General features: G+C 70.5%; 24 protein-coding genes, 1 pseudogene and 1 riboswitch. Of the genes and pseudogenes, 6 read left to right on the top strand and 19 right to left on the bottom strand.

Translation table 11 applies throughout. The features are described from left to right. Window positions 1-328: 328 nt before the first annotated feature. The 5 genes from ABZX90_RS11915 (at window position 329) to ABZX90_RS11895 (ending at window position 4667) form a co-directional block, all read left to right on the top strand. Complete coding sequence (locus ABZX90_RS11915; RefSeq protein WP_355203898.1) at window positions 329-469, top strand: hypothetical protein; 141 nt, start codon at window positions 329-331, stop codon at window positions 467-469. Then, window positions 469-2088 (top strand): thiamine pyrophosphate-dependent enzyme, encoded by a 1620-nt coding sequence (locus ABZX90_RS11910; RefSeq protein ID WP_355203895.1) that lies wholly within the window; start codon window positions 469-471, stop codon window positions 2086-2088. The genes ABZX90_RS11915 and ABZX90_RS11910 overlap by 1 nt, the downstream gene beginning before the upstream one ends. After that, on the top strand, window positions 2085-3263 hold the full coding sequence (locus tag ABZX90_RS11905; protein ID WP_355203892.1) for a Glu/Leu/Phe/Val dehydrogenase dimerization domain-containing protein: 1179 nt from the start codon (window positions 2085-2087) through the stop codon (window positions 3261-3263). The genes ABZX90_RS11910 and ABZX90_RS11905 overlap by 4 nt, the downstream gene beginning before the upstream one ends. Before the next feature lie 198 nt (window positions 3264-3461). Continuing rightward, entirely contained in the window at window positions 3462-3881 is a 420-nt protein-coding gene (locus ABZX90_RS11900) for a hypothetical protein (RefSeq protein WP_351119356.1), read from the top strand. A gap of 165 nt (window positions 3882-4046) precedes the next feature. Further along, complete coding sequence (locus tag ABZX90_RS11895; protein WP_355203889.1) at window positions 4047-4667, top strand: TetR family transcriptional regulator C-terminal domain-containing protein; 621 nt, start codon at window positions 4047-4049, stop codon at window positions 4665-4667. Window positions 4668-4938: 271 nt separating this feature from the next. Here the strand turns inward: ABZX90_RS11895 and ABZX90_RS11890 are convergent. The 4 genes and pseudogenes from ABZX90_RS11890 to ABZX90_RS11875 all read right to left on the bottom strand — a co-directional run. Continuing rightward, window positions 4939-5523 (bottom strand): annotated as a pseudogene (locus ABZX90_RS11890) (SIMPL domain-containing protein); the annotation flags it as partial. A 12-nt stretch (window positions 5524-5535) separates the two neighbouring features. After that, the gene (locus ABZX90_RS11885) at window positions 5536-5805 is read right to left on the bottom strand and encodes a hypothetical protein (protein WP_355203886.1); all 270 of its coding nucleotides are present in this window, start codon (window positions 5803-5805) and stop codon (window positions 5536-5538) included. A 205-nt stretch (window positions 5806-6010) separates the two neighbouring features. Then, complete coding sequence (locus ABZX90_RS11880) at window positions 6011-6796, bottom strand: SGNH/GDSL hydrolase family protein (RefSeq protein WP_351119391.1); 786 nt, start codon at window positions 6794-6796, stop codon at window positions 6011-6013. A 327-nt stretch (window positions 6797-7123) separates the two neighbouring features. Then, window positions 7124-8011, bottom strand: a complete 888-nt coding sequence (locus ABZX90_RS11875) for a LysM peptidoglycan-binding domain-containing M23 family metallopeptidase (protein ID WP_351119353.1) — start codon at window positions 8009-8011, stop codon at window positions 7124-7126. Between the two features lie 4 nt (window positions 8012-8015). Then, a riboswitch (cyclic di-AMP (ydaO/yuaA leader) is annotated at window positions 8016-8173 on the bottom strand. Window positions 8174-8845: 672 nt separating this feature from the next. Between ABZX90_RS11875 and ABZX90_RS11870 the strand changes: the two genes are divergently transcribed. Continuing rightward, window positions 8846-9643 carry a tyrosine-protein phosphatase gene (locus ABZX90_RS11870; RefSeq protein WP_351119352.1) on the top strand — a complete coding sequence of 266 codons (798 nt, stop codon included), beginning with the start codon at window positions 8846-8848 and terminating at the stop codon, window positions 9641-9643. A 68-nt stretch (window positions 9644-9711) separates the two neighbouring features. Here the strand turns inward: ABZX90_RS11870 and ABZX90_RS11865 are convergent, their stop codons facing one another. The 15 genes from ABZX90_RS11865 to ABZX90_RS11795 form a co-directional block, all read right to left on the bottom strand. Next, window positions 9712-9861, bottom strand: coding sequence for a DUF6126 family protein (locus ABZX90_RS11865; protein ID WP_351119351.1), 150 nt, complete (start codon window positions 9859-9861; stop codon window positions 9712-9714). After that, a complete protein-coding gene (locus ABZX90_RS11860) occupies window positions 9858-10496 on the bottom strand; it encodes an XRE family transcriptional regulator (RefSeq protein ID WP_351119349.1) in 639 nt (212 codons plus the stop codon). Before ABZX90_RS11860 ends, ABZX90_RS11865 begins: the two co-directional genes overlap by 4 nt. 99 nt (window positions 10497-10595) lie before the next feature. Beyond that, complete coding sequence (locus tag ABZX90_RS11855; RefSeq protein WP_351119347.1) at window positions 10596-11996, bottom strand: aspartate aminotransferase family protein; 1401 nt, start codon at window positions 11994-11996, stop codon at window positions 10596-10598. Then, window positions 11993-13945 carry a 1-deoxy-D-xylulose-5-phosphate synthase gene (gene dxs / locus ABZX90_RS11850; RefSeq protein ID WP_355203880.1) on the bottom strand — a complete coding sequence of 651 codons (1953 nt, stop codon included), beginning with the start codon at window positions 13943-13945 and terminating at the stop codon, window positions 11993-11995. Before dxs ends, ABZX90_RS11855 begins: the two co-directional genes overlap by 4 nt. Window positions 13946-13972: 27 nt before the next feature. Next, on the bottom strand, window positions 13973-15130 hold the full coding sequence (gene ispG / locus ABZX90_RS11845) for a flavodoxin-dependent (E)-4-hydroxy-3-methylbut-2-enyl-diphosphate synthase (RefSeq protein WP_351119345.1): 1158 nt from the start codon (window positions 15128-15130) through the stop codon (window positions 13973-13975). A gap of 4 nt (window positions 15131-15134) precedes the next feature. Then, window positions 15135-16157 carry an adenosyl-hopene transferase HpnH gene (gene hpnH / locus ABZX90_RS11840; RefSeq protein WP_351119344.1) on the bottom strand — a complete coding sequence of 341 codons (1023 nt, stop codon included), beginning with the start codon at window positions 16155-16157 and terminating at the stop codon, window positions 15135-15137. A gap of 5 nt (window positions 16158-16162) precedes the next feature. Beyond that, a complete protein-coding gene (locus tag ABZX90_RS11835; RefSeq protein WP_351119343.1) occupies window positions 16163-16804 on the bottom strand; it encodes a 1-hydroxy-2-methyl-2-butenyl 4-diphosphate reductase in 642 nt (213 codons plus the stop codon). Beyond that, complete coding sequence (gene shc, locus ABZX90_RS11830; RefSeq protein WP_355203875.1) at window positions 16804-18804, bottom strand: squalene--hopene cyclase; 2001 nt, start codon at window positions 18802-18804, stop codon at window positions 16804-16806. The genes ABZX90_RS11835 and shc overlap by 1 nt, the downstream gene beginning before the upstream one ends. A 149-nt stretch (window positions 18805-18953) precedes the next feature. Beyond that, window positions 18954-20084, bottom strand: coding sequence for a polyprenyl synthetase family protein (locus tag ABZX90_RS11825; RefSeq protein ID WP_351119341.1), 1131 nt, complete (start codon window positions 20082-20084; stop codon window positions 18954-18956). Continuing rightward, window positions 20081-21487 (bottom strand): hydroxysqualene dehydroxylase HpnE, encoded by a 1407-nt coding sequence (gene hpnE, locus ABZX90_RS11820; protein ID WP_355203872.1) that lies wholly within the window; start codon window positions 21485-21487, stop codon window positions 20081-20083. Before hpnE ends, ABZX90_RS11825 begins: the two co-directional genes overlap by 4 nt. Further along, entirely contained in the window at window positions 21487-21615 is a 129-nt protein-coding gene (locus tag ABZX90_RS11815) for a DUF6380 family protein (RefSeq protein WP_351119390.1), read from the bottom strand. Before ABZX90_RS11815 ends, hpnE begins: the two co-directional genes overlap by 1 nt. Before the next feature lie 8 nt (window positions 21616-21623). Then, window positions 21624-22574 carry a presqualene diphosphate synthase HpnD gene (hpnD, locus tag ABZX90_RS11810; protein ID WP_351119339.1) on the bottom strand — a complete coding sequence of 317 codons (951 nt, stop codon included), beginning with the start codon at window positions 22572-22574 and terminating at the stop codon, window positions 21624-21626. Next, the gene (gene hpnC / locus ABZX90_RS11805; protein WP_355203868.1) at window positions 22571-23473 is read right to left on the bottom strand and encodes a squalene synthase HpnC; all 903 of its coding nucleotides are present in this window, start codon (window positions 23471-23473) and stop codon (window positions 22571-22573) included. The genes hpnD and hpnC overlap by 4 nt, the downstream gene beginning before the upstream one ends. 361 nt (window positions 23474-23834) lie before the next feature. After that, complete coding sequence (locus ABZX90_RS11800; RefSeq protein WP_351119337.1) at window positions 23835-24614, bottom strand: ABC transporter ATP-binding protein; 780 nt, start codon at window positions 24612-24614, stop codon at window positions 23835-23837. Then, window positions 24607-25536 carry an ABC transporter permease gene (locus ABZX90_RS11795; RefSeq protein WP_351119335.1) on the bottom strand — a complete coding sequence of 310 codons (930 nt, stop codon included), beginning with the start codon at window positions 25534-25536 and terminating at the stop codon, window positions 24607-24609. The genes ABZX90_RS11800 and ABZX90_RS11795 overlap by 8 nt, the downstream gene beginning before the upstream one ends. Between the last annotated feature and the right edge of the window lie 46 nt (window positions 25537-25582).

Genomic DNA, 25582 nt, shown 5'->3' with positions numbered 1-25582 from the left:
TCCGTGGCCCTGGGTCTGTATCTGCTCAACCCCGCCACGCACGCACTTTCTTCCGGGTTAGACGAACGTTCTCGGCGCCACCGCTCCCACGGGGGCGTCGGCAGGCCGTCACCGTACGACCACGTCCGGGTACGGCCCGGGTCCACCGAGCGGACCCGCACCGCTCAGCACCGTCGCGCGGGCGCATCCCCGGCATCTCCCGCTGATGGTCGATCCAGTGCGTTGACACGGCCCGGCGCATGTTCCGATACTGACTCGTGATTCAGTAACCTGGTCATCGTCCCCGTGGCCCGCGGGCCACGCCGGCCCGTCCGCCCCTGGAGGCACCGTGTCCGACCTCCCCGCCGAACCGGACCCGCTCGGCCGCCAGGCTCCGTACCGGGACGAGTGGTCGATGCGCGACGCCGAGCCGTCGGAGACCGAGAGCGCCTCGGGCGTCGTGCGGCGCGTCATCGCCCGGAGCCGGTGATGGGCGAGGCCCTCACCGGCGGCGAGGCCCTCGTCCGCGCCCTGTCCGGCCACGCCGTGACCCGGGTCTTCGGCATCCCCGGCACACACAACCTGGAGATCTACCGGCACCTGTCCGCGTACGGGATCCAGCACGTCCTGACGCGCCACGAACAGGGGGCCGGCTACGCCGCCGACGGCTACGCGCGCGTGACCCACAGCCCTGGTGTCGTGATCACGACGACGGGCCCCGCCCTGCTGAACGCGGCGGCAGCCGTCGGCCAGGCGTACTCGGACAGCGTGCCGCTGCTCGTCGTCTCACCCGGGATGCCGCTGCGCCACCCCCGGCTCGCCACCGGTCTGCTGCACGAGACGCGCAGCCAGACGGAGGCCCTGCGGGGCGTCGCCGCGTTCAGTCACCGCGTGTCCTCGGTCGCGGAGATCGACGCGGCGGTGGCGCGCGCCTTCACGCTGTTCCGCACCCGTCGGCCGCGCCCCGCGCACATCGAGATCCCCCTCGATCTGCTGGAGGCCGCCGAGGAGACCGGCCCCGTCCGCCTCGCTCCCCCTGCCGTTCCCCTCGCCCCGGCCGCGGCGGCCGTCGAGCGGGCCGCCGAAGCCCTGCTCGCGGCACGCCGTCCGGCGCTCGTTCTCGGCGGCGGGGCACGCGGCGCGGCCGTCCCGGGCCTCGCCCTCGCCGAGGAGCTGGGCGCCCCCGTCCTCACCACGGCCAACGGCAAGGGGATCATCCCCGAGACCCACCCGCTGTCCGTCGGCGTCTCCCTCCACAGCCCCACCATCCAGAACTGGCTCGCGGAACGCGACGCCGTGCTCGCCGTCGGCACCGAGCTCGCCGAGTCCGACCTGTGGTCCGTGTCGCCCGCCCTGAACGGCACGCTGATCCGCGTGGACCTGGACCCGGACCAGATGTACGCGGGCCTCCCCGCGGACATCGCCGTCGTCGGCGACGCACGGCTCTGCCTGACGGCCCTGCTCGACGCCGTCGGGGGGCCCGGCGGTGTACGGCGCCACGCGCGCGTGACGGACGAGGACCCCGTCCGGCGGTCCGGTGCCCTGCGGGCCGCGCGGAACGCCGAGACCGCCGGGCGCGACGCCCGCTGGATCCCGTACCTGCGGGCCGTCCGTTCCGTCCTCGCCGACGACGCCGTGATCACCTCGGACAGCGCCCAGTGCTGCTACTACGGAGCGCTCCCGCATCTCCCGCTGGGCCCCGAGGGCCGCTATCTTCACCCGACCGGCTTCGGCACGCTCGGCTACGCGCTGCCCGCGGCGATCGGTGCCAAGACGGCGTGCCCCGACCGTCAGGTGGTGGCGCTCAGCGGGGACGGCGGCCTCCAGTTCACGGTGCAGGAACTGGCGACCGCGGCACAGCTCCACCTCCCGCTGCCCGTCGTGGTGTTCGACAACGGCGGCTACGGGGAGATCCGCGACGAGATGGCCGCCCGGGGTGACGCGCCCACGGCTGTCGACCTCGCACCGGTCGACCTGCCCGCCCTGGCCCGCGCCTACGGAGGACAGGGCACGCACGCGTACGGTCCGGACGAGCTGACCGCCGCGCTCACCGAGGCACTGCGCACCCCCGGCCCCACCCTGATCGCCATCCCCGAGGAGACCCGATGACCGCCCCCCTGATGACGCTCACCTGGACGGACCATGTCACCGGCCGTCCGGGCTACCTCGTCGTCGACCGGCTCGTGCGCGGCGTCTCCAGCGGCGGTCTGCGGATGCGGCCCGGCTGCACGCTGGAGGAGGTCGCCGGGCTCGCCCGTGGCATGACCATGAAGGAGGCCCTGCACTACAACCCCGAGGGCCGGTACATCCCGCTGGGCGGCGCCAAGGGCGGCATCGACTGCGATCCCCAGGACCCGGCGGCGTACGGCCTGCTGGTGCGCTATCTGCGCGCCATGCGCCCGTACATCGAGGCTTTCTGGACCACCGGCGAGGATCTCGGGCTCACCCAGGACCTGGTCGACCGGGCCGCCGAGGAGGCCGGGCTCGTCTCCTCCATCCAGGCCGTCTACCCGCTGCTCGACGACGAGGCGGCGGCCCGGAGACGGCTCTCGGACGCCTTCGCGGTCGAGGTGGACGGCATCGGCCTCGACGAACTGGTCGGCGGCTGCGGTGTCGCCGAGTCGGTGCTCGCGGCCCTGGACCGGGCCGGAGTGGAGTACGCGGGTACGCGCGTCGCCGTGCAGGGGCTCGGCACGATGGGCGGGGCCACGGCGCGCTTCCTCGCGCGCGCGAGGCTCAAGGTCGTGGCCGTCGCCGACGTCAAGGGAACGATCGCGAACCCGGACGGCCTCGACGTCGACGCGCTGCTCGCGGCACGGGACGCGTACGGGACGGTCGACCGCGCGGTGCTGCGCCGCGAGGACCGTGAGCTGCCGGGTGACGCCTGGCTGTCCGCCGACGCCGAGGTCCTGGTGCCCGCCGCGGTGTCGTACGCGATCGACACGGCGAACCAGCGGGGGATCAGGGCCCGTTGGATCGTCGAGGCGGCCAACATGCCCGTCCTGGCGGACGCGGAGCGGCTGCTCGCCGAGCGCGGGGTCGTCGTCCTGCCGGACGTGGTGGTCAACTCCGGTACGAACGCCTGGTGGTGGTGGACGCTGTTCGGCGACATCGGCGCCGACGCGGACGAGGCGTTCGCCCACACCCGGCGCTCCATGCGCGCCCTGATCGACCGGACACTCGCGCGCGCGGAGGCCGACGGCACGACGCCGCGGGAGGCCGCCCACGCCATCGTCACCGACCGGCTGCCGGTCATCGCGGAACGGTTCGGCTGGTACGCCTGACCGACGCGGAAACCCTGACCGCCCCGCACCACGAACACGTCGGGCCGGAGGGCGACCCGCCGCCCCGGCCGGACGGGGAGTCCGTGCCGACGAGGGCGATTCCCTGGCGGGAATTGAGGCGCGGGCCGCGGCGAAGCAGAGTCGGTGGCATCAGAAGAACCCGCGTGGAAGCACACACCGACCCGCACGAGGAGCACCATGTCCGCCATCGACGCGCAGGACCTGATCGAACGCTACATAGGCGTCTGGAACCAACCCGACCCCGAGATCCGCCGCGAGACCGTGCAGGAGCTGTGGGCGCCGGACGGTGTGCATGTCCTGCGCCCCCCGCAGGAGATGCACGACACGGCGGTGTCCCTCGGCTTCGGTACCGCCGCCCTGGAGGCCCGGGGCCACGACGAGCTGCACGCGCGCGTGACGCGTGCCTACGAGGAGTTCGTGGCCCCCGGGACGTACGTCTTCAGGATCCAGGAGTCCGCTCGCCGGCTCAGTGACGTGATCACGTTCCGCTGGGAGTCCTTCCACACCGGGGACGGGCAGGTCACGGGCGGCGGACTGGAGTTCCTCGTCCTGGACGAGGACGGTCGCATCAGGGCCGACTACCAGTTCGTCGACTGACGGCGACCGACGGCGACCGGCGACCGGCGACCTGAGTCGAGCCGAGCCGGCCCGAGCGGACCGAGGAGGCCGGGTCGGCCCGTCTCCCGAGGAGCGGGCGACGGCGCCGAGGGAGGCGTCAACTCCTCGCGGGCCGCTCCCCTGAGGGCTGTGTAGGGTTGCCGCGTGGCCAGAGTGCGGTTGAGCGTGGCGGAGCGGCGTGAGGAGTTGCTGCGGGCCGCCGTCGAACAGATCGAGGCGCGGGGCGTGGCGGCGGTACGGATCGCCGACGTGGCCTCGTCCCTCGGCGTGAGCAACGCGCTGGTTCTGTACCACTTCTCGACCAAGGAGAAGCTGGTCGCCGCCGCGTTCACCTACGCGGCCGAGGACGACCTCACCCATCTCCGCAAGCTGCTCGGCCGCCGTACGACGGCACTGCGCCGCCTTCGGACCGCCGTGCGCTGGTACGCCCCGACGGGCCAGGCGAAGGGCTGGCGCCTGTGGATCGAGGGCTGGGCGGCCGCTCTGCGTGAGCCCGCGCTGCGCGAGGTCACGGGCGATCTCGACCGGCAGTGGAAGGCCGCGATCACCGAGGTGATCGCGGAGGGCGTGGCCGCGGGCGAGTTCGTCTGCCCGGACCCCACGAGTGCGGCCCTCAGACTCACGGCGCTGCTCGACGGGCTGGCGGTCCAGATGACGGCGTACCCGGGAGCCGTGTCACGGGCGCGGACCCAGGAGTGGGCGGACGAGGCCCTCGCCCGCGAACTGGGCCTCGAACGCAAGGCGTTGATGGCAGCGGTGCGCTAGGGCCTGTCCGGCGGATCATGCCGGAGACGCGGGGCCTGGCACGCCCTCCCCCAAGCTCTTCGAGCAGGGGGGACCCCCAGCGGCGTTGTCGTCGGTTGCCGATGCTCCGCCTCGACGCCCTCCTCCGCCTTGCAGTTGCACGCACCAGGCCCCGCTCACGTGCGCTGATCAGGCGCCGCAGGTCTCCTCCGACTTGATCCGCCGGACAGGCCCTAGCACGCGTGCGGCGGCCCGGTGCCCCCGCCCCGCGCTCTCCGTCGGCTTCGTCGGCTCAGTCGAGTTCGTACACCGCCGTGAGGATGATCGTGTCCCGGATCTCGCCGGGAGCGATCGGTACCCCCGATCCGCCCTGGTCGAAGGCGGCCGCGGTGACCGGTACCGGGCGGGACGCGCCGCTGCCGCCCTCCGTGAGGGAGGCCAGCCGCCCCAGCCGGTGACCACCGAGCCGGGCGTACTGGAGGGCCTTGGTGTTCGCTTCCTGGTAGGCGGCCTCGCGGGCCCGGGCGTGCAGCGGGGCGGGGTCGGCGATGTCGAAGGCGACGGAGTGGATGCGGCCCGCGTTGCCGGTCGCGTCCGTGACGGCCTGCAGGACGGCGCCCGTGGTGCCGATGTCACGCACCTTGAGCGAGAACGACTGCGTGGCCTCGTAGCCGGTCAGTTCGGAGACGCCCTTCTTGTCCGCGTAGACCGGGGAGAGCGAGAGCGTCTCGGTGTGGATGTCCCGTTCCTCGATCCCCTGGGCGCGCACGGCGTCGAGCAGGGCGTTGGACGCGGTGCTCTGCGCGGCGAGGGCCTGCTTCGAGGTCTTGGCGGTGACGGCGACCCCCGCGCCGATGAGTGCGAGATCCGGCGCGGCGGTGGCACTGCCCTAGCGGGTGACGGTGACCGTCGAAAGGAGGGGCTCGGCATCGGAGTCGGCGCGGGCCGGCATGACGTGCGCCGACACGGAGGGCGCCTGCGCAAGGCCGAGGGCGAGGAGCGTCACGGCGAGGACGGTGGACGCCCGGAGGGAAACGGCGCGTACGGCGGACGTACCCCTGGACCGTGATCGAGCTGCGGACGTACGCGGGGACGTCACGCCCTCGGTCGGCGTGCGGTGTGAACCGGCTGGTGCGGTGGACGAGTAGTGGGCGGGCATACGGAGTCTCCTTCGGGGCCCGCCCGTCGGGACGCCGGGGCGGTTCGCGGCCATCCCAGCACCACCGGCCGTGCCCCGCCCCGCGCCACTCCCGCGCTGTCACCTCACCGGTCGAGCCGGGCCCGCCCCGGACGCCCGCGCCCGGCCGTCCGGGCCGGCCCGGACCCGCACGGCCCGGGGCGCCCACGTCCGGGGGGCTCCCGTCTCAGGCCACCGACTCGATGCGCATCTTGATGTCGTCCGGTGACAGGGTCCCCTTGGCCGCCACATGGTCGCCCGAGGACTCACCGCGCAGCCGCCGTCCGATCCACGGGACCAGATACTCGCGCGCCCACTGGATGTTGTCGCGCCGCATCTCGAGCGTGCCGCGCGGAGGCAGGGGAGGCCAGGGCTGGTCCGGGTCGGCGGGCACATCGAGGCCGAGTACCTGTCCGGCACGGAGCGCCACCCGGGTGTGGCCCTCGGGCGAGAGGTGCAGGCGGTCGCCGTCCCAGGCGCGGCGGTCCTGGACCGTCTTCAGGGACCAGAGGTCGAGGACGGGACAGCCGTAGCGGTCCGCGATGGCCCGCACATGTCCGTTGTACGTGGCGATCTTGCCGCGCAGATGCTTGAGTACGGGGACGCCACGGGTGTCGAAGCCGGTGGTCACCAGGACGGTGCCGACGGCGGAGGTGAGGTCGGCGATCGCGCGCTCGAAGCGCTCCGCGACCTCGTCGGGGTCGGTACCGGGCCGGATGATGTCGTTGCCGCCCGCGCAGAACGAGACCAGGTCCGGGCCGAGTTCCTTGGCCCGCAGGAGCTGGGACTCGACGATCTGGTCGAGCAGTTTGCCGCGCACGGCGAGATTGGTGTAGTTGAAGTCGCCCTCGGGTCGCCGGTCCGCGAGAAGGACCGCGAAGCGGTCGGCCCAGCCGACGAAGGCCCCGTCGGGCCCAGGGTCGCCTACGCCCTCGGTGAAGCTGTCCCCCACCGCCACGTACGACCCGATCACTGATCTGTTGTCACTCTTCGAATCGTCTGCCACATCGACCCATGATTCACCTTTCGATGTGAGCTACGCGACCGTAAGGAAGGGTTGACGGGCGGTGAGATAAGCCACTCGCCAAGTATTGGTCAACTCTGAAATAAAGCTCGGATCACGGATGTTGACGGAGCCGCGACGCATCGGCCGGGGAACACCGCCGAAATCGCTCCGCAGCGGTCGCGCGCCTTGGACGGGAAACACCGAAGGCCGGACCCCGGGGATCGTGGGGTCCGGCCTTCGGGGGCGTTCGCCCTGCCGTCAGGAGCAGGGCAAGCGACGGAGTGGGGCAGGGCGTCAGCCGACGGCGACACCGTGCGAGCGCAGGTACGCGACCGGGTCGACGTCCGAGCCGTAGTCCGGGGTGGTGCGGATCTCGAAGTGCAGGTGCGGTCCGGTGACGTTGCCCGTCGCGCCGGAAAGGCCGATCTGCTGGCCCTCGGTCACGGTCTGCCCCGCCGAGACGGACAGGGAGGACATGTGGGCGTACTGGGAGTACCGGCCGTCGGCGTGCTGGATGACGACCTGGTTGCCGTAGGCGCCGCCCCAGCCCGCGGAGACGACGGTGCCCGCGGCGATGGACTTGATCGTGGTGCCGGTCGGGACCACGAAGTCCACGCCCGTGTGGTAGCCGCTGGACCACATGCTGCCCGCCACCTTGTAGCTGGTTCCGACGGTGGCGCCCTCGACCGGCAGCGTGTAGCCGGAACTGCTGCTGGCGGACGCGGTGTTGGAGGCGGCCGCATTGGAGGCCGTGGCCGCCTTGCCGGCCTTCGCCGCCGGGGTCGTCGTCCGGGTGGACGAGTGGGTGGCGGCGGCCTTCTTGCCGAGCGACAGCTTCAGACCGGGGTGGATCAGCGACGGGTCGCTGCCGATGGCGGAGCGGTTGTCGGAGTAGATCTTCTTCCAGCCGCCGCGGACGTTGTGCTCGTCGGCGATCTTCGAGAGATAGTCGCCGGACCTCACCGCGTACGTCTTCGTGGCGGCGGTCTTCTTCGCGGCGACGGGAGCGGCGGTCGCGGCCTTCTCGACATGCTGCGTGACGGCGGTGGCCGGGGTCGCGGCGTGGGCGCCCGTGGCTCCCATCAGAGGCAGCGCGAGTGCGGCGCCGCCGGTTCCGGCCACGGCGATCGAGCGGGTGAAACGCAGGGACTTGGGACGGCGGTGCTTACCCTTCGCGGGCATGACGAATTCCTCTCCGGCGCCTGCGGGGTGAGCTGTCGGGTGCGGGCTGGAGATGCCCGGCCACGGTGCTGCGTGGCTGTACCCCTAGCCTGTTCCGGAGACCGGACCAGGCACGGAACCTGTGGGTCCCCCGCTCCTGCCGTGTACGGGTGAGTGTGCGGATTCCGGGCGGCGGCAGGATTGGGCGTCCGTCCGGATTGAGGCAGAACGTAAGCGAGATGAGAGCGCGTCGACAACTATGTGCGATTTCTGTGCGCTTGCCTTTCTTGATCCATGCGGAAATCGCCGTCACCCTCCGTGGAATGACGATCTTTCCGGACTCTCAACCCTCCCTGAAATGCGGGCGGGTTGAGAAAGGGGCGCGGCAACGCATCGTCACGAATATGACGCTCCTCACGCGACTCGGCCCAGGGTGCTTCATTCCAGGGCCAGTTGTAACGAAGGCGCCAATTCGGACAGAACAGCCAGATGCGACGCGAGCGGATATCCGTCACATCCGGATCTCCGCATGGATCGGCACATAAATCGGCACACGCGTCGGTACGCACGTCGGCACGTCGCAATGCCGCATCCCGGTGCAATTCACCCCATCGATCCGGCGCGGCCGGAGAGGGCGGCCGAAGAGAGCGGCCGACTCTTCATCAAATTCGAACACGTGTACCCATAAAATGGGAACATCATCAACGGCGTCCCGTCCCGGCGGCGGTGCCTGTGGACAACTCATTGCCTCAGGAACCCATGTCGTATCGTCGAGAGCGCGAGCCGAAGACAACTGCCGACGAATGACGCCGAGTCCAGCCCGGCGGCGCCGACGGCCGAATGGGAGGAGCCCCCGTGACGCAGCAGGTCCCGTCCACCGAGCCGGAGCTCGGCGGAGTGCGCAACTTCCGCGACGTGGGCGGACTGCCCACCGCGGACGGCCGACGAGTGCGCTACGGGCACCTGTTCCGCAGCGGCCACCTCGCGCACGCCACGGAGGAGGACGCCGCGTTCCTCGCCTCCCTGGGGCTCCACACGATCTTCGACTTCCGCAACGCCGCGGATCAGAAGCTGGAGGGCCCGGACATCGAGCTGCCGGGCGTGCGGAACGTGAATCTGCCCCTGTCCGACCCGGCCGACGGCAGCGAGTTCTGGAAGATGGTCCGCGACGGCGACCTGGACCAGCTGCACGCGATCCTCGGCGACGGCAAGGCCGCGAACCGGATGATCCGCTCCTACCGCACGATCATCAAGGAGCGCACGGCCGAGCACTCCCAGGTGCTGCGTGCGCTGGCCGAGGACAGCGTGCCCGCGCTGATGCACTGCGCGGCCGGCAAGGACCGCGCCGGGCTGTCCATCGCCATCACCCTGCTCGCCCTCGGCGTCGAGCGCGAGGCGATCGTGGCCGACTACCTGGAGTCGAACGCCGCGCACCGCCGCTACAAGGTGCATCGCAACAGCTCCTCGGCCTCCGCGTACTCCCCCGAGGTCATGGAGCTGCTCAGCCCCCTGTTCGACGCGCGCGCGGAGTACCTGACGGCCGCCTTCGAGACGATCGAGGAGACCTGGGGCAGCGTCGACGTCTATCTGGGGCAGGGACTGGGGATGACGCCGGAGCTGCGGGAGCGCCTGCGCGAGCGGCTGCTGGACTGAGCCGCCCGCCGGGGCAGGAATTTCTGCTGGTTCTACTGGTTCTACTGGTTCTACTGGTTGTACGGGTCCTACTGGTTCTGCGCGCCCAGCGTGAAGAGCAGGTAGATGAAGGCCGCGAAGAGGTGGCCGACGGCGACGTAGATGATCAGCCGCACCCACAGGGCGCGCGGGAACTTGTCCTCCATGGACCGGCGGCGGGGTTCTGTGGGTTCGGTCATGACGTCTCTCCCGAGGTGGGGTGGCCCGTCGCCGGGCCGAGGCACAGCGCGGCGACGGGGCTCTGCAGCAGGGTGTGTACGAAGAGGAGCTCGGCTCCGTCGCGCTCGGCGGCGGCGATGCGGTGCGGGGTGAGCGAGTCGAAGTGGGCGCTGTCCCCCGGCGCGAGGACGTGCTCGGCGTCCCCGAGGCGCAGCCTGAGCCGCCCCTGGAGGACGTACAGCCACTCCTCGCCCGGATGGACGCGCACGATGTCGCCCTGCGAGCCGTAGGGGACGTGCACGCGCAGTGCCTGCATGCCGCGGCCGGCCGCGCCGGCCTGCCAGTAGGTCCAGCCGCCCGCCGGGGCCGGTTCCATGTCGGCGGCGCGCACGATCGCGTCACGGTCGGCCACCGTCTCGCCGAGCAGTTCGGAGACCGTCGTACTGTAGACGCGGGCCAGCGTGAGCAGCATCGGCAGTGAGGGCTGGCGCTGCCCGGTCTCCAGACGGGAGAGATGGGCGGGCGAGAGTCCCGCGGCGCGGGCGGCGGCCTCCAGGGTGAGGGAGGCGCTGCGGCGCAGCGCGCGGAGCCGGGGCGCCACGGCGTGCAGTTCGGCGGACGGCTCGTCGACCGCCCCTGGATCGGCAGGGCTCATGGCTCTATTGAGCCCGATGATTGCCTCTGGGGCAATTTTCTTGCCCCAGAGGCAAAAGACTCGGCTGTTCCTCCGCCGTCCCGCCGGGGCGGGCGGGCCTCAGCGGTTCGCCACCGCCTGCTTCACCAGTGTCTTCCCGAAGTCCCACATCAGCCCGCCGCCGTTGTGGGCGTCCTCCATCACCGCGGTGAAGGCCTCCACGAAGCGGTCGACATCCCGCTCGTCGATGACCAGCGGCGGGATCAGCTTGATCACCTCCAGGTGGTCGCCGGAGACCTGGGTGAGGATGCGGTGCCGCTGGAGCAGCGGGACGACGACCATCTGCGCGAACAGGCCCTTGCGCGCGGCCTGGAGCATGGTCCAGCGGCTGCGCAGCTTGAGCGATGTGGGCCGGCCGAACTCGATGCCGATCATCAGGCCCCGGCCGCGTACGTCACTGAGCAGCTCGTACCGGTCGACCAGTGCCGCCAGCCGGGACTTCAGCTGTTCGCCGGTGGCCCGCGCGTTGGCGACGATCTGTTCGTTCTCCATGACGGAGAGCACCGCGAGCCCCGCCGCCATGGCCTGTGCGTTGGAACCGAAGCTCGCCGAGTGCACGAGAACCCGGTCCATGGAGGAGTAGACCTTCTTGAAGATCCAGTCCTTGCCGAGGGTCGCACCGACCGGCACATAGCCTCCGGAGAGCGCCTTGGCGACGCACACCAGGTCCGGTTCGACACCCTCCTCGTGCTGGTAGGCGTAGAAGTCCCCGGTCCGGCCGAGGCCGGTCTGCACCTCGTCCGCGATGAGCAGTGCCTTGTGGCGGTGCAGCAACTCCTGGGCGGCGCGCAGATATCCGGGCGGGCTCTCGTGGACGCCCTTGCCCTGGATGGGTTCCACGATCAGCGCGGCGACATCGCCCTTCTTCAACTCCCGTGCCAGGGCGTCGAGATCGCCGAGCGGGACGGCCGTGTCGGGCAGCAGCGGGGCGAAGCCGTCCCGGAAGCCGTCCTCGCCGTTCACAGACAGCGAGCCGGTGGTCAGCCCGTGGAAGGCGTGCGAGCAGTACAGGATCCGCGGCCTGCCGGTGGCGTACCGGGCGAACTTCAGCGCGGTCTCGACCGCTTCCGTACCGCTGTTGCCGAAGAACACCCGGTCCAGATGGGGGCTGTGGGTGAGGAGTCGCTCCGCGAGCAGGCCCGGCAACGGCTGGCAGTCGAAGCGGGTGAGGTCGGCGAGTGAGGCGTCGAGGACGTCGTGCAGCGCGCGGCGGACGACGGGGTGGTGGCGGCCGAGGCCCATCACCCCGAACCCGGCGAGCATGTCCAGGTAGTCGTTGCCGTCGGCGTCCCAGAAGTGCGCGCCTTCGGCCCGCTCGTACACCTTGTCGAAGCCGATGGTGTGCAGCATGCGCGGGAGCTGGTGGTTCAGGTACTTCGTGTGCAGCTCGTAGCGCTCGGCTCCGCGCTCGGCGAGGAGCGCGCCGAGGTCGAACTCCCCCTTCTCCGCAGGGTCGGTCATTCCTGTTTCTCCTTGGACAGCTCGTGCTCGGCCGGCTGGTCGGCGGCCTTCGACAGCTCGTACGCGGTCTTGGCCCGCTCGTCCTTGATGGCCAGGCCCGCGCTGATCCGCCCGGCGATCTCGACGGGGGTGAGCCCGATGTCGGCCAGTACCTCGGCCCGTTTGGCGTGTGCGAGGAACTGCTCCGGGATGCCGAACCTCCTGACGGGTACGTCGACTTCGGCGTCCCCGAGGGCGAGGGCGACGGCCGCGCCGACGCCCGAGGCCCGGCTGTTGTCCTCGACTACGGCGACGAGCCGGTGCTCGGCGGCGAGGTGGGGCAGCGCCGGGTCGACGGGCTTGACCCAGCGCGGGTCGACGACGGTGCAGCCGATGCCGCGGGACTCCAGGAGGTCGGCGGTCTGGAGGCAGACCGGGGCCATGACGCCCACAGCGACGAGCAGCACCTCGGGGCGCTCGCCCCGGTGCAGGACGTCGAGCCCGCCCACGTGGTCCACGGCGGGGATCGCCGGACCGACCGACTCCTTCGGGAAGCGGATCAGGGTCGGCGCGTCGTCGACGGCGACCGCCTCCCGCAGCTGGGCCCTGAGCTGGTCGGCGTCGCGCGGTGCGGCGATCCTGAGGCCGGGCACGACCTGGAGGATCGACATGTCCCACATGCCGTTGTGCGAGGCGCCGTCCACGCCGGTGACCCCGGCCCGGTCGAGGACGAAGGTCACCCCGCACCGGTGCAGCGCGACATCCATGAGGAGCTGGTCGAAGGCGCGGTTGAGGAAGGTCGCGTAGACGGCGACGACGGGATGCAGACCGCCGGTCGCGAGTCCGGCCGCGGACACGGTGGCGTGCTGCTCGGCGATACCGACGTCCCACACCCGGTCGGGGAACCGCTCGGCGAACTTCCCGAGCCCCACCGGATGCAGCATGGCCGCCGTGATGGCCACGACGTCCGCGCGCTCCTCGCCGATCCTGACGATCTCCTCGCCGAACACCGAGGTCCAGGAAGGGCCGTTGGACGGGGCGAGCGGCTCGCAGGTGAGCGGGTCCATCACCCCGACGGTGTGGAAGTGGTCCTCCTCGTGCGCGAGCGCGGGCTCGTAGCCGCGGCCCTTCTCCGTCAGACAGTGAATGAGCACGGGCCCGTGGAAGCGTTTCGCCCGGCGCAGCGCGGACTCCACGGCCCCCACGTCGTGGCCGTCGATCGGGCCGACGTACTTGAGCCCGAGGTCCTCGAACATGCCCTGCGGCGCGAACGCGTCCTTGAAGCCCTTCTTCGCGCCGTGCAGCGACTCGTAGATCGTGCTGCCGACGAGCGGGGTGCGCAGCAGGACGTCCTTGCCCCAGGCGAGGATCTGCTCGTAGCTGTCGGTCGTCCGCAGGGTCGCGAGGTGGTTCGCGAGGCCGCCTATGGTCGGCGCGTACGAGCGTTCGTTGTCGTTGACGACGATGATCAGCGGCCGGTCCTTGGCGGCGGCGATGTTGTTCAGCGCCTCCCACGCCATGCCGCCGGTCAGCGCGCCGTCGCCGATGACCGCGACGACGTGGCCCTTCTCGCCCTGCACCTGGCGGGCCTTGGCGAGCCCGTCCGCCCAGCCGAGCGCCGTGGAGGCGTGGCTGTTCTCGATGACGTCGTGCTCGGACTCCTCGCGCGAGGGATAGCCGGACAGGCCGCCCTTGCCGCGCAGCTTGGAGAAGTCCTGACGGCCTGTCAGCAATTTGTGTACGTAGCTCTGATGGCCGGTGTCCCACAGGATGCGGTCGACGGGCGACTCGAAGACCCGGTGGAGGGCGATGGACAGTTCCACCACTCCCAGATTGGGTCCGAGGTGACCTCCGGTCCTGGCGACCGCGTGCACCAGGAACTCCCTCACCTCTTCGGCCAGTTCACCGATTTCCGCCTCGGACATCGCCTTCAGGTCGCGTGGTCCCCGGATGTTCTCCAGAATCGTCACGTCGGGCCCCCTCTCGGTCCGTGCTGATCAGCTCACGGTGACGGCCGGTTCTCCGGACGCGACGCCGTCGTTCTCCATCTGCGCGGCGATCTTCATCGCCTCGTCGATGAGGGTCTCGACGATCTTCGACTCGGGGACGGTCTTGATGACCTCGCCCTTGACGAAGATCTGCCCCTTGCCGTTGCCGGAGGCGACTCCCAGGTCCGCCTCCCGTGCCTCGCCGGGACCGTTGACGACGCAGCCCATGACCGCGACGCGCAACGGGACCTCCATCCCCTCCAGACCGGCCGTGACCTCGTCGGCCAGCTTGTACACGTCGACCTGGGCGCGCCCGCAGGACGGGCAGGAGACGATCTCCAGGCGCCGCTGCCGCAGCCCCAGCGACTCCAGGATCTGGATGCCGACCTTGCACTCCTCGGCGGGCGGCGCGCTCAGGGAGACCCTGATGGTGTCCCCGATGCCCTCGCTGAGCAGCGCGCCGAACGCCACGGCCGACTTGATGGTCCCCTGGAAGGCCGGACCGGCCTCGGTCACGCCGAGGTGCAGCGGGTAGTCGCACTGAGCGGCCAGCTGCCGGTAGGCGTTGACCATGACGACCGGGTCGTTGTGCTTCACCGAGATCTTGATGTCCCGGAACCCGTGCTCCTCGAACAGCGACGCCTCCCACAGCGCCGACTCCACGAGCGCCTCGGGCGTCGCCTTCCCGTACTTCTCCAGCAGTCGCCGGTCGAGCGAGCCGGCGTTCACCCCGATACGGATCGGGATCCCGGCGTCGTTCGCGGCCCGCGCGATCTCCTTGACCTTGTCGTCGAACTGCTTGATGTTGCCGGGGTTCACCCGCACCGCCGCGCAGCCCGCCTCGATCGCCGCGAACACGTACTTCGGCTGGAAGTGGATGTCCGCGATCACCGGGATCTGCGACTTGCGGGCGATGGTGGCGAGCGCGTCCGCGTCGTCCTGCGTGGGGCAGGCGACGCGGACGATCTGGCAGCCGGACGCGGTCAGTTCCGCGATCTGCTGGAGGGTGGCACCGACGTCGGACGTACGGGTCGTGGTCATCGACTGCACCGACACGGGCGCCCCGCCCCCGACCGCCACCGGTCCGACCTGGATGCGCCGTGAGACACGGCGCTCCGCGATCGGCCGGACCGGTAGCTCCGGGAGGCCCAGGGAAACGGCGGTCATGACGTCACCCGCGGCTTTCCGTGAAGGTCTCGCGGGCCGCCCGGATCGACTCCTTGAGGGAGCCCATGGTCGCGAGGACCGCTGTCGGCTCGTAGCCGCAGTGCGCCATGCAGTTGGCACACCGGTCGTCCTTGCCGCGGCCGTAGGAGTCCCAGTCGGTCTCCTCCAGGAGCTGCTTGTACGTCTGCACGTACCCGTCGCTCATCAGGTAGCAGGGCTTCTGCCAGCCGAAGAGCGAGTAGCTCGGGATCGCCCACGCGGTGCACGGGAAGTCGACCTTGCCTTCCAGGAAGTCCAGGAAGAGCGGGCTCTGGTTGAGCCGCCAGCGGCGCCGGTTGCCGCCCGCGAAGGCCTTCTTGAACAGTTCCCGGGTCTGCTGGACGCCGAGGAAGTGCTCCTGGTCGGGGGCCTTCTCGTAGGCGTAGGCGGGCGAGAGCATCATCTCGTCGACCTTCAGGTCGTCGTTGAGGTAGTTGAGCACCTCGATGATGGTCTGCGGGGTGTCGGTGTTGAAGAAGGTCGAGTTGGTGGTGACGCGGAAGCCGCGGCGCTTGGCCTCCTTGATGGCCTCGACCGCCTCGTCGAAGACGCCTTCCTTGGCGACGGACTCGTCGTGCCGCTCGCGCAGCCCGTCGATGTGCACGGCCCAGGCGAAGTAGGGCGAGGGCTTGAACTTGTCCATCTTCTTGCGCATCAGCATCGCGTTGGTGCAGAGGAAGACGAACTTCTTCCTGGCCACCAACTGCCGCACGATCTCATCGATCTGAGGGTGCATCAGCGGCTCGCCGCCGGCGATGGACACCATCGGCGCACCGGATTCGAGGACCGCTCCCACGGCCTGGGCCACGGGCATGCGCTGCTTGAGCACACCCGCGGGGTGCTGGATCTTTCCACAGCCCTCGCATGCGAGGTTGCACGCGAAGAGCGGTTCCAACTCGACGAGCAGGGCGAACTTGTCCCGCTTCCTGAGCTTCTGTTCAAACAGGTACGCAGCGACCTTCATGGACTGCCGAAGCGGCATGGCCATACGGCTCACCTCCGAGGGAGCAACAAAGAACGGTGCCATTCAAAGAAAGCGGGAAGCACGGCACGAAGAACGCGGAAAGCTGATATTCCACCGCGGACCGTGCCAATCCGGACGAGTTCATGTTCTGGAGCATCCACGACCACCCGTACGGCCGCAACGGGACGCGGACCCGAGCGGACCGCGCCGAGCAGAGTGGCCGCGGACTCCATGTCGACGGCGATGGCTCCGGTCGCGAGCAGATCGGAGCGCTCGTGACCGCGGACGACGTGATCGGAGCCGGTGAGCGGCCCCGTGTGCACCGTGCGGCCGGGGACGGCGCGCACGAGTTCCTTGACCAGGAGGTCGGTGCCCACACACGGCGTGGTGCCGCTCGGGTCCCGGGTCTCCTCGGCGACGACCAGGTCACCGGGGTGCATGCCCGGGGCGAGCCCCGCGCAGAAGCCGGTGGCCAGTACGGCCGCCGCGGACAGCGCCGGGTCGGCGAGCACCCGGGTGACCGACCGGTCGGCGGCCTTGGGCCCCATGCCCGTACGCAGCACGGTGACCGGCCCGCCGGCGCCGCTCCGGTCGCCGCTGCGCAGGGCGAGGTGCTCGATGCCGAGCGCGCAGGCGATCAGCAGCGGGGCCGGTGCGGGCTGCCTGTCCATCAGCCCCCCTCGGCCGCGGGGAAGGGCTCTCCGTGGACATAGCGACCGAGCGCGGTGAGCGGGAAGACCTGCCGGTAGAGGTGGTAGTTGATCGAGAAGTCCCACGGGAAGCCGGTCCCCGTGAAGTACGGCTCGTCCCAGGAGCCGTCGGACAGCTGGGTCTCCGCGAGCCAGACGACCCCGCGCTCCACGGCCTTGGAGTCCCGCTCCCCCGCGGCCAGCAGGGCGAGCAGCGCCCAGCCGGTCTGGGAGGCGGTAGAGGCGCCGCGCCCGCTCCACCCGGCGTCGTCGTAGGAGCGCAGATCCTCGCCCCAGCCGCCGTCCTCGTTCTGCACGGTCTCCAGCCAGGCCACGGCCCGGCGGATCGCGGGGTGCGAGCCCGGCAGCCCCGCCGCGGTGAGGGCCGGAACCACCGACCCTGTTCCGTAGACGTAGTTGACGCCCCAGCGCCCGAACCAGGACCCGTTCGGCTCCTGGTTGGCGAGCAGCCACGCGATGCCCCGACGGGTCCGCGGATCGTGCGCGAGCCCCTCGACCGCCAGCATCTCCACCACGTGCGCGGTGACGTCCGCCGAGGGCGGGTCGATCACCTCCCCGAAGTCGCAGAACGGCAGCCGGTTGGGGAAGGCGCTGGTGTTGTCGACGTCGAACGCGCCCCAGCCGCCGTCCTTGGACTGCATGCCGAGATTCCAGCGGACCCCGCGTCCGATGGCGTTCTCGACGCGGTCCGGGTCGTGGTGCCGGACGCGGCGCAGCGCGAGGACGACCTCGGCGGTGTCGTCGATGTCGGGGTAGTTGTCGTTGTGGAACTCGAACGCCCAGCCTCCCGGCGGCAGTTGGGGACGCTTGACCGACCAGTCGCCGGGCCGGACGATCTCCTCCCCGAGCATCCAGTCCGCGGCCTTGACGAGCTGCGGGTGGTCGGCCGGCACTCCGGCGTCGGCCAGCGCGATGGCCGCCAGGCAGGTGTCCCACACCGGTGACTGGCACGCCTCGATCATCCGGGCACCGTCCTCACGCCACACCGCGAAACGGTCCAGCGAGGCCAACCCCGCGCGCATCACCGGGTGTTCGAGGTCGTAGCCGAGCAGATGCAGGGCGATGACCGAGTAGACGGCGGGCGGCTGGATGCCTCCCCAGCAGCCGTCGTTCTCCTGTCTCTCGATGATCCAGCGGGCCGCCGTGTTCATCGCCGCCCTGCGCAGGGCGCGCGGTGCGACCTTGCGGTACTGGTGCAGCGCCTTGTCGAGCCGCTGGAAGGCGCCGTCCCAACTGGCCACGGGGGCGAGGGGCTTGACGGGGTTGGGGTTACGGGCGTCGGCGTGCAGTTCGTCGAGCGGGAACGGCGCGGGCCGCACCGGACGCTTCGCCGAGACGACGGTGAGCGGCACGATCGTCTGCCGCGCCCAGCAGCCGAAGTCGTAGATGTTGAGCGGCATCCACTTCGGGAAGTAGATGAGTTCCGGCGGCAGTTCGGGCAGGTCGTCCCACTTCCACCAGCCGAAGAGGGCGAGCCAGATCCGGGTGAAGACACGGGCCGCGGCCATACCGCCGCGCTCGCGGATCCACGCGGACGCCTTCGCCATGTGCGGTTCGTCCGGGGCGTCCCCGGCCAGCCGCAGGGCGACATACGCCTCGATGGTGGTGGAGATCTCGCCCGGGCCGCCGTAGAACGAGGCCCAGGTGCCGTCCTCGCGCTGCTCGCCGCGGATGAACACCGCGGCGCCGCGGGTGGTCGGCTCGTCGCGGATACCCAGGAACTGGCGGAGAAGCAGGTCCTCGGCGTCCATGGTGACGTTCGTCTCGAGGTCGCCCTTCCACCAGCCCTGGGCGTCCTGCCGCGCGAGCAGGAAGTCCGTGGCGCGCTCCATGGCGCGCGTGGCGGCGTCTCGGGTCTCGACTGTCCCGGCCGCCTCGGGCGTCGTCTCGTGCTGGGTTTCGCTGGCCGAGGCAGCGCGGGGCTGCAGTGCCCCGGTGCTTCCGTCGGTCGTCGCTGTCATGGCTTCCCCTTCGTGCAGTGGTGTGTCTCTGCTGTGGGTCCGCCGTCGGCCGGTGCGTTCGTTCGGATGGGAATCCCCCCTGCTCGAACGAGGTTCGAAGCTCGGGGCACCGGCCGGCGACTACGCGAGGTTTATTCGACCGATAACGATCATCTCTTCCGTACGACGACGAAGTCGGCGAGCGCCACGAGCTGGGCCCGTACCTGCTCGGGCATCGGGACGGCGTCCAGCGCCTCAATGGCGATCGCGTGCTGCCTGCGTGCCTCCTGGGCGGTCCACTCGCGGCCGCCCGCCTCCTCGATGAGCGCGGCGCGCACGGCGAACTCCTCCTCGGAGAAGTTCTCGAAGTCGCTGGCCTTGGCGTCCTCGGCGAGCAGGTCGCCGAGCCGCTCGGAGGCGGGACCGCCCGCGGCGAGCGCGGCCACGACCGGCAGGGACTTCTTGCGCTGGCGCAGATCGCTCCAGGTCTGCTTTCCGGTGGCCTCGGGGTCGCCCCAGATGCCGAGGAGGTCGTCGACGGCCTGGAAGGCGAGACCGAGGTGGTAGCCGTACCGTTCCAGCGTGTCGGCGGTGAGGTCGTCGGCGCCGCCGAGGACGGCTCCGATGGAGCAGGCGCAGGCGAGGAGGGCGCCGGTCTTGTTGCCCTCCATCTCCAGGCACTCCTCGACGCTGACGCGGTCGCGGTGCTCGTAGGAGATGTCCTGGGCCTGGCCGTCGATGAGGGCCCGGGTGGCGGTGGTCAGGCGCCGGGTGGCGCGGCCGGCCTCGACGGTGCCGAGCTCCAGGAGGACCTCGTTGGCCAGCGCGAACAGGGCGTCGCCGACCAGGATGGCCTGGGCGGGGCCGTGCACCTTCCAGACGGTGTCACGGTGGCGGCGCTGCTCGTCGCCGTCCATCAGGTCGTCGTGCAGCAGCGAGAAGTTGTGCACCAGCTCGACCGCGACCGCGCCGGGGACGCCCACCTCGGGCTCGGCGCCGGCGGCCTGCGCGGAGAGCACGGCGAGCGCGGGGCGCACCGCCTTGCCGCCGTCGCCGTCCGCCGGGTTGCCCTCGGCGTCGATCCAGCCGAAGTGGTAGGCGGCGACGGTGTCCATGGGTGCCGCCAGACGGTCGACGGCCGCCTTCAGCACCGGTGTGGCCAGGGTCCGGCCGCGCTCCAGGAGCGCGGTCACGTCCACCGCCTCGGCAGCCGCTTCGGCCGGGGGCACAGTGGGCACAATCTCTCCTCTTGTTGCGGTACCGGGGGTGCGGGGGCCTGCCAGGCTCCGGTCGAGCGTCATGCCGCCTCCTCGAAGAGTCCGAGGAGGTGGTCGCGGGGCCGGCCCAGGGCGTTCAGCGCGGCTCCCGCCGCACCGACTCCACTGCGAACCGCACTCTCCATGGTCGCGGGCCACCCTGTGGCGGTCCACGCTCCGGCCAGGTACAGGCCGGGGGCCTTGGTACGGGCGCCGGGCCGCAGCCGCCCGACCCCCGGGGCGGGGGCGAACGTCGCGGTGCGCTCCCGGGTCACGAAGAAATCCTTCACCCCGGCGCCGCGCGCACCGGGCAGCAGCCGCTCCAGCTCCGGCACGTACCGCTCCCGCAGCACGGAAACGGGCTCGTCGATCTCGTCCTGCGCGGCCGACTGCGACAGCGCGAGGTACTGGCCCTCCCGGAGCCCGGACGCCTCGGTGCGGTCGAAGACCCACTGCACCGGGGAGCCGAGCGCCGCGAAGAACGGCGCGGTGAGGACCTTCCGGTCGTAGACGACGTGGATGTTGAGGATCGGCGCGGTGCCGATCTCCAGGAGCCGTTCGGGGGCGTCGAGTGCCCCCTCCGGCAGAAGATCGTGGGCCTCGCGCTGGGGTACGGCCAGCACGACCGTGTCGGCCTCGATGCGCTCGCCGGGAACCTGAACGCCCCAACGTCCGTTTTCGTAAGGGGAGATGGAGGTGACTCGTGTACGGATCTCGGTACGCACGCCCGCGGAGTCGAGCGCCTTGCGGGCGAGGGTGTCGTGCAGTTCGCCCAGCGGGACGCGCGCCCAGCCGATGTCGGCCGCGCCCGGGTCGGACAGCAGACCCGTCTTGAACACCATCGCGGCGAGCCCGAGCGAGGAGTCCTGGGCCACCGCGTTGAGGGTGGCGACCCCCACGAGGTCCCACAGTGCTTCGACGGCACGTTCCGACTGACCGTGCCCGGCGAGCCAGTCGCCGAAGTTCTGCGCGTCGAGTGCCGGATCGGTGAGATCCAGGCCCTTGAGCGCGAGCGCGGCACGGCCGACCTTGGCACGCTCGGCGAGCGACAGATGCTGATACGTCGCGAGGCTGCGCGCAAGATGCAGCGGCACGGGCAGCGCGCTGCGGCCGATCCTGCCGAGCCGTCGTCCCGGGGCCGCCTCCACGTCAAGAACGGGCACGTCGAGACGATCCTGCAGTGGCGCGAGCGAGGCTCCGTCGACGCGGTCGAGGAACCAGCGGTAGGCGGTGCAGCAGCGCAGAAAGACATGCTGCCCGTTGTCCACGGTCAGCTCGCCGCGCTGGAAGGAGAACGCGAGACCGCCGAGACGCGGCCGGCCTTCGAGCAGCGTCACCCGCAGCCCGGCGTCGGCCAGCGCGAGCGCGGCGGTGATCCCGGCGAGCCCGCCGCCGATCACCACGGCAGTGGCCCGGCCGGAGTCGTCCATGGACTCGACCTCGCTCATCACGCACCCTCCCCTGCGGCCGCGCCGTGATGATTGAACGGTGCACGGCAGGCCGTTGCAGTCAGGGACGCCGCCCGGCTCCGGAGGGTTGCGTGCCGCTTTTCTCCGGCGGAATCACTTTGGCCCATATTGTCCATCAGACGCGCCTCCGGACCGTACGGCGGGAGACGTGCCGGGCGTCGAGACCGGAGAGGCCACGGACGGCGACGTACGCCTTCTCGCGCCCCGGCAGCGACACCCTGCCGCGCAGCACCGCCTCCGGCTCACGCTCGATGCGGTCGAGGAGACGCCGGTAGATGCCCGCCATGGCCGCGACACAGGCGCCACTGCGCCGGTCCAGCATCGGCAGCAGCCGGTAGCCCTCGGCGAAGAGCGCACGGGCCCGGCGCACCTCGAAGTGCACGAGGCCCGCGAAGTCGGAGCCGGGCGGTGGAGTCGACCCGTTGAACCCGGCCGAGCAGCCGAACTTGGCCAGGTCGTCGGCGGGCAGATAGGTGCGCCCGCCCTCGGCGTCCTCCCGGACATCCCGGAGAATGTTGGTGAGCTGGAGCGCGAGCCCGAGTGTGTCGGCGTACTCCGGCGCGCGCTCGGCGCCACGCGCCCCCGGTTCGGTGCCGAAGACCCCGAGCGAGAGCCGCCCGATCGCCCCGGCCACGCACCGGCAGTAGACCTTCAGATCGTCCCAGGTCTCGTACGTCTCACCGTGTACGTCCATCAGCACACCGTCGATGAGTTCGTCCAGACCCCCGAGGGGGACCGGGAAGTACTCGGCGGTGTGGCTGAGGGCGACCGCGACCGGGTCGGTGTCGTCCTCGGCGACGTCGCCCGCGCGGACGCGGGCGAGCAGCGCCCGGGTCTCCTCGAGGCGGACCGCCTTCACGTCCGGTGCCAGCGTGCCGTCGCCGATGTCGTCGACACGCCGCGAGAACGCGTAGAGCGCCGACATCGCACGACGCTTGGGCGTCGGCAGCAGTCTGATGCCGTACGCGAAATTACGGGCCTGCTGACCGGTCACCGCCTCGCAGTAGCTGTACGCGGCGAGTACCGGTGCGGACACGTGCTGTTCCGACTCCACGGTCCGGATCACCCCTCTCCTCGCAGAGTCACTCCCACCTCGCGCAGCAACTGGAGCTTGCCGGGCTTGGGCGGGCCGGGAAGTACGTCGTATTCGGCGGCGGCAATCGCACGGATTGCCGCCCTTCCCCCCGCAACGAACCCCGCGAGCAGCAGTTTCAGCCTGCCGTGGACGCTACCCACGAGGGGGGTGCCTTCATTCAGGAGGTTCAAGGCGCGTTCTGCTTCGTATGCAACCAGTGCTCGCACCGATGCGCCTGCTGTGGGGACGGCAAGATCCGCTTCGACGACATGAAAGCGCTTCATGTCCTCGGCGGGCAGGTAGACGCGGTCGCGGCCGAGGTCCTCGGCGACGTCCTGGAGGTGTTCGACGATCTGCAGCGCCGTGCACACCGCGTCGGAGTGGCGGACCCGCTCGGGCGTGGAGGTTCCGGTGACGGCGAGGACCAGGCGGCCGACGGGGTTCGCGGACAGCTCGCAGTAGGCGAGCAGATCGTCGTAGGTCTCGTACCGCTGGACAAGCTGGTCCTGACGGTTGGCCGCGATCAGACCGAGAAAGGGCTCGGGGGTGAGGCCCGCGCGGCGGACCGTGGGCTGGAGCCGGCGCAGCAGGGGGTGGCGCGGGGTCGAGTCGAACACCCGGTGAAGATCGGCTTCGAGGGCGTCGAGGAGGACCGGACGGTCGTCGGCCTCCGTATCCGACACGCCGAGCAGGCGGGCGTCGGCGCCACCGGGGGCGAGGTCGCCGTCACCGATGTCGTCGACGAGGCGGGCGAAGCCGTACACCGCCATCAGATCGTCGCGCCAGGCCCTGGGCAGGAAGAACGGGGCCACGGGAAAGTTCTCGTCCGCGGCTTTGTCGAGGGTGCCGCGCGCCGGATCGCCGGTGCGGGCCGTCCCGGCTTCGGTCACCGCTCGCCGCCCGGCGCGACGAGGACGGCACACGCATCGCGGAGCTGGAGAGTCACCGTAGCCATTGCCGTCACATCTCCCGTTCTACACTGCCGACCCAACACTGCCCTTTTCGGACACGCCGCCCGGAGATCCGTACAGCGCGACGGTGCCGGGTGTCGCGTATTATCGCCCTACTTGCCGCGATTCAGCACCGGTACAGCTTACGTTGTACAACGCGGCACAGACCGTCGGGGTGTCCTGCACATCACAACAACACACCGATTGGCGTCAAGATTCCTCGTGCCGACGGGAGTTGGCGTTTCCATGGCAGACGCAGGGCCCCGCCGAAGAGTTCCGGCGGGGCCCTGGGCGAAACGGGCTACTTGCCCGTGAACTTCTCGTACTCCTTGAGGACGTCCTCGGTCAGCCCGTCCATGCGCAGTTCACCGCGCTCCAGCCACAGCACGCGGTCGCAGGTGTCGCGGATCGACTTGTTGTTGTGACTGACCAGAAACACCGTGCCCGCGCTCTTGCGCAGCTCGCGGATGCGGGCCTCGGACCGCTTCTGGAAGGAGCGGTCGCCGGTCGCGAGGGCCTCGTCGATCATCAGGACGTCGTGGTCCTTGGCCGCCGCGATGGAGAACCGCAGCCGGGCCGCCATGCCGGACGAGTAGGTCCGCATCGGCAGGGTGATGAAGTCGCCCTTGTCGTTGATCCCGGAGAACTCGACGATGCCCTCGTAGCGCTCCCTGATCTGCTCGCGGGACATGCCCATCGCGAGCCCGCCCAATATGACGTTCCGCTCGCCCGTCAGGTCGTTCATCAGGGCCGCGTTCACGCCGAGCAGCGAGGGCTGGCCGTCGGTGAAGACCTTGCCCTTCTCCGCCGGGAGCAGGCCGGCGATGGCCCGCAGGAGGGTGGACTTGCCGGAGCCGTTCGAACCGATGAGGCCGATGGCCTCGCCCCGGTACGCGGTGAAGGAGACGCCCTTGACGGCGTGCACCTTGCGCACACCGCGCTCCTCGCCGCGCTTGAGGATGCGGCTGAGGGCGGAGGTGGCGCTGCCCTTGCCGGTCTTGGCGCCGTTCACGCGGTAGACGATGTGCAGTTCGTCCGCGATGACGGTCGGGATGTGCGACCTCTTCTCGAGCTCAGCCACGGCCGTACCTCTCTTCAGCCTTCCAGAAGTACACGAACCCGCCGACGGAGATGACCACGGCCCAGAAGACGGCGATGGCCCACACGTGCGGCGGCAGGTTGGAGGAGCCGTAGCCGTCGATGAGCGCGAAGCGCATCAGGTCCATGTAGACGGCGGCAGGGTTCGCCTGGAGCGCGCGGGCGATCCATTCGGGGCGGCCGGCGAGCATGGTGCTGATGGAGAACATGACGCCGGAGGCGTACATCCAGGTGCGCAGGATGAACGGCATCAGCTGGGCGAGGTCCGGCGTCTTGGCGCCCATCCGCGCCACGATCAGCGCGAGGCCCGTGTTGAAGAGGAACTGCAGGCACAGCACGGGGATGATCAGCAGCCAGGACAGGCCCGGGTAACTGCCGAAGGCGATCACCACGATGAACAGCACGATCATCGAGAACAGCAGCTGCTGAAGCTGCTGGAGCGCGAACGAGATCGGCAGCGAGGCGCGCGGGAAGTGCAGCGCGCGCACCAGACCGAGGTTGCCCGAGATCGCCCGGACACCCGCCATGATCGAGCTCTGCGTGAAGGTGAAGACGAAGACGCCGGTCACCAGGAACGGGATGTACACGTCGTGCGACATACCGCGGTTGGCCTTCAGGATCAGGCCGAAGATCAGGTAGTAGACGAACGCGTTCAGCAGCGGCGTCGCCACCTGCCACAGCTGGCCCAGCTTGGCCTGGCTGTACTGGGCGGTGAGCTTGGCCTGTGAGAAGGCGAGGATGAAGTGCCGCCGGCCCCAGAGCTGACGAACGTACTCGGCGAGCCCGGGCCGGGCACCGCTGACCGCGAGCCCGTACTTGGCGGCCAGTTCGGCCGCGGAAAGCCCGTCATCGGGCGACGGTCGGTCGCTCACCGCGACTCCGCCGTCATGCGTTGTCTCACTCACAAGTGGAAACTTTCGTCTTCAAGATGCACACAGACTGGTCGGGCGT

The organism is Streptomyces sp. NPDC002935 (genome assembly GCF_040611295.1).
In the GTDB taxonomy this organism is placed as follows: domain Bacteria; phylum Actinomycetota; class Actinomycetes; order Streptomycetales; family Streptomycetaceae; genus Streptomyces.
Note: the sequence above shows the minus strand (reverse complement) of the source record. Positions and strands in the feature narration are given on the sequence as shown.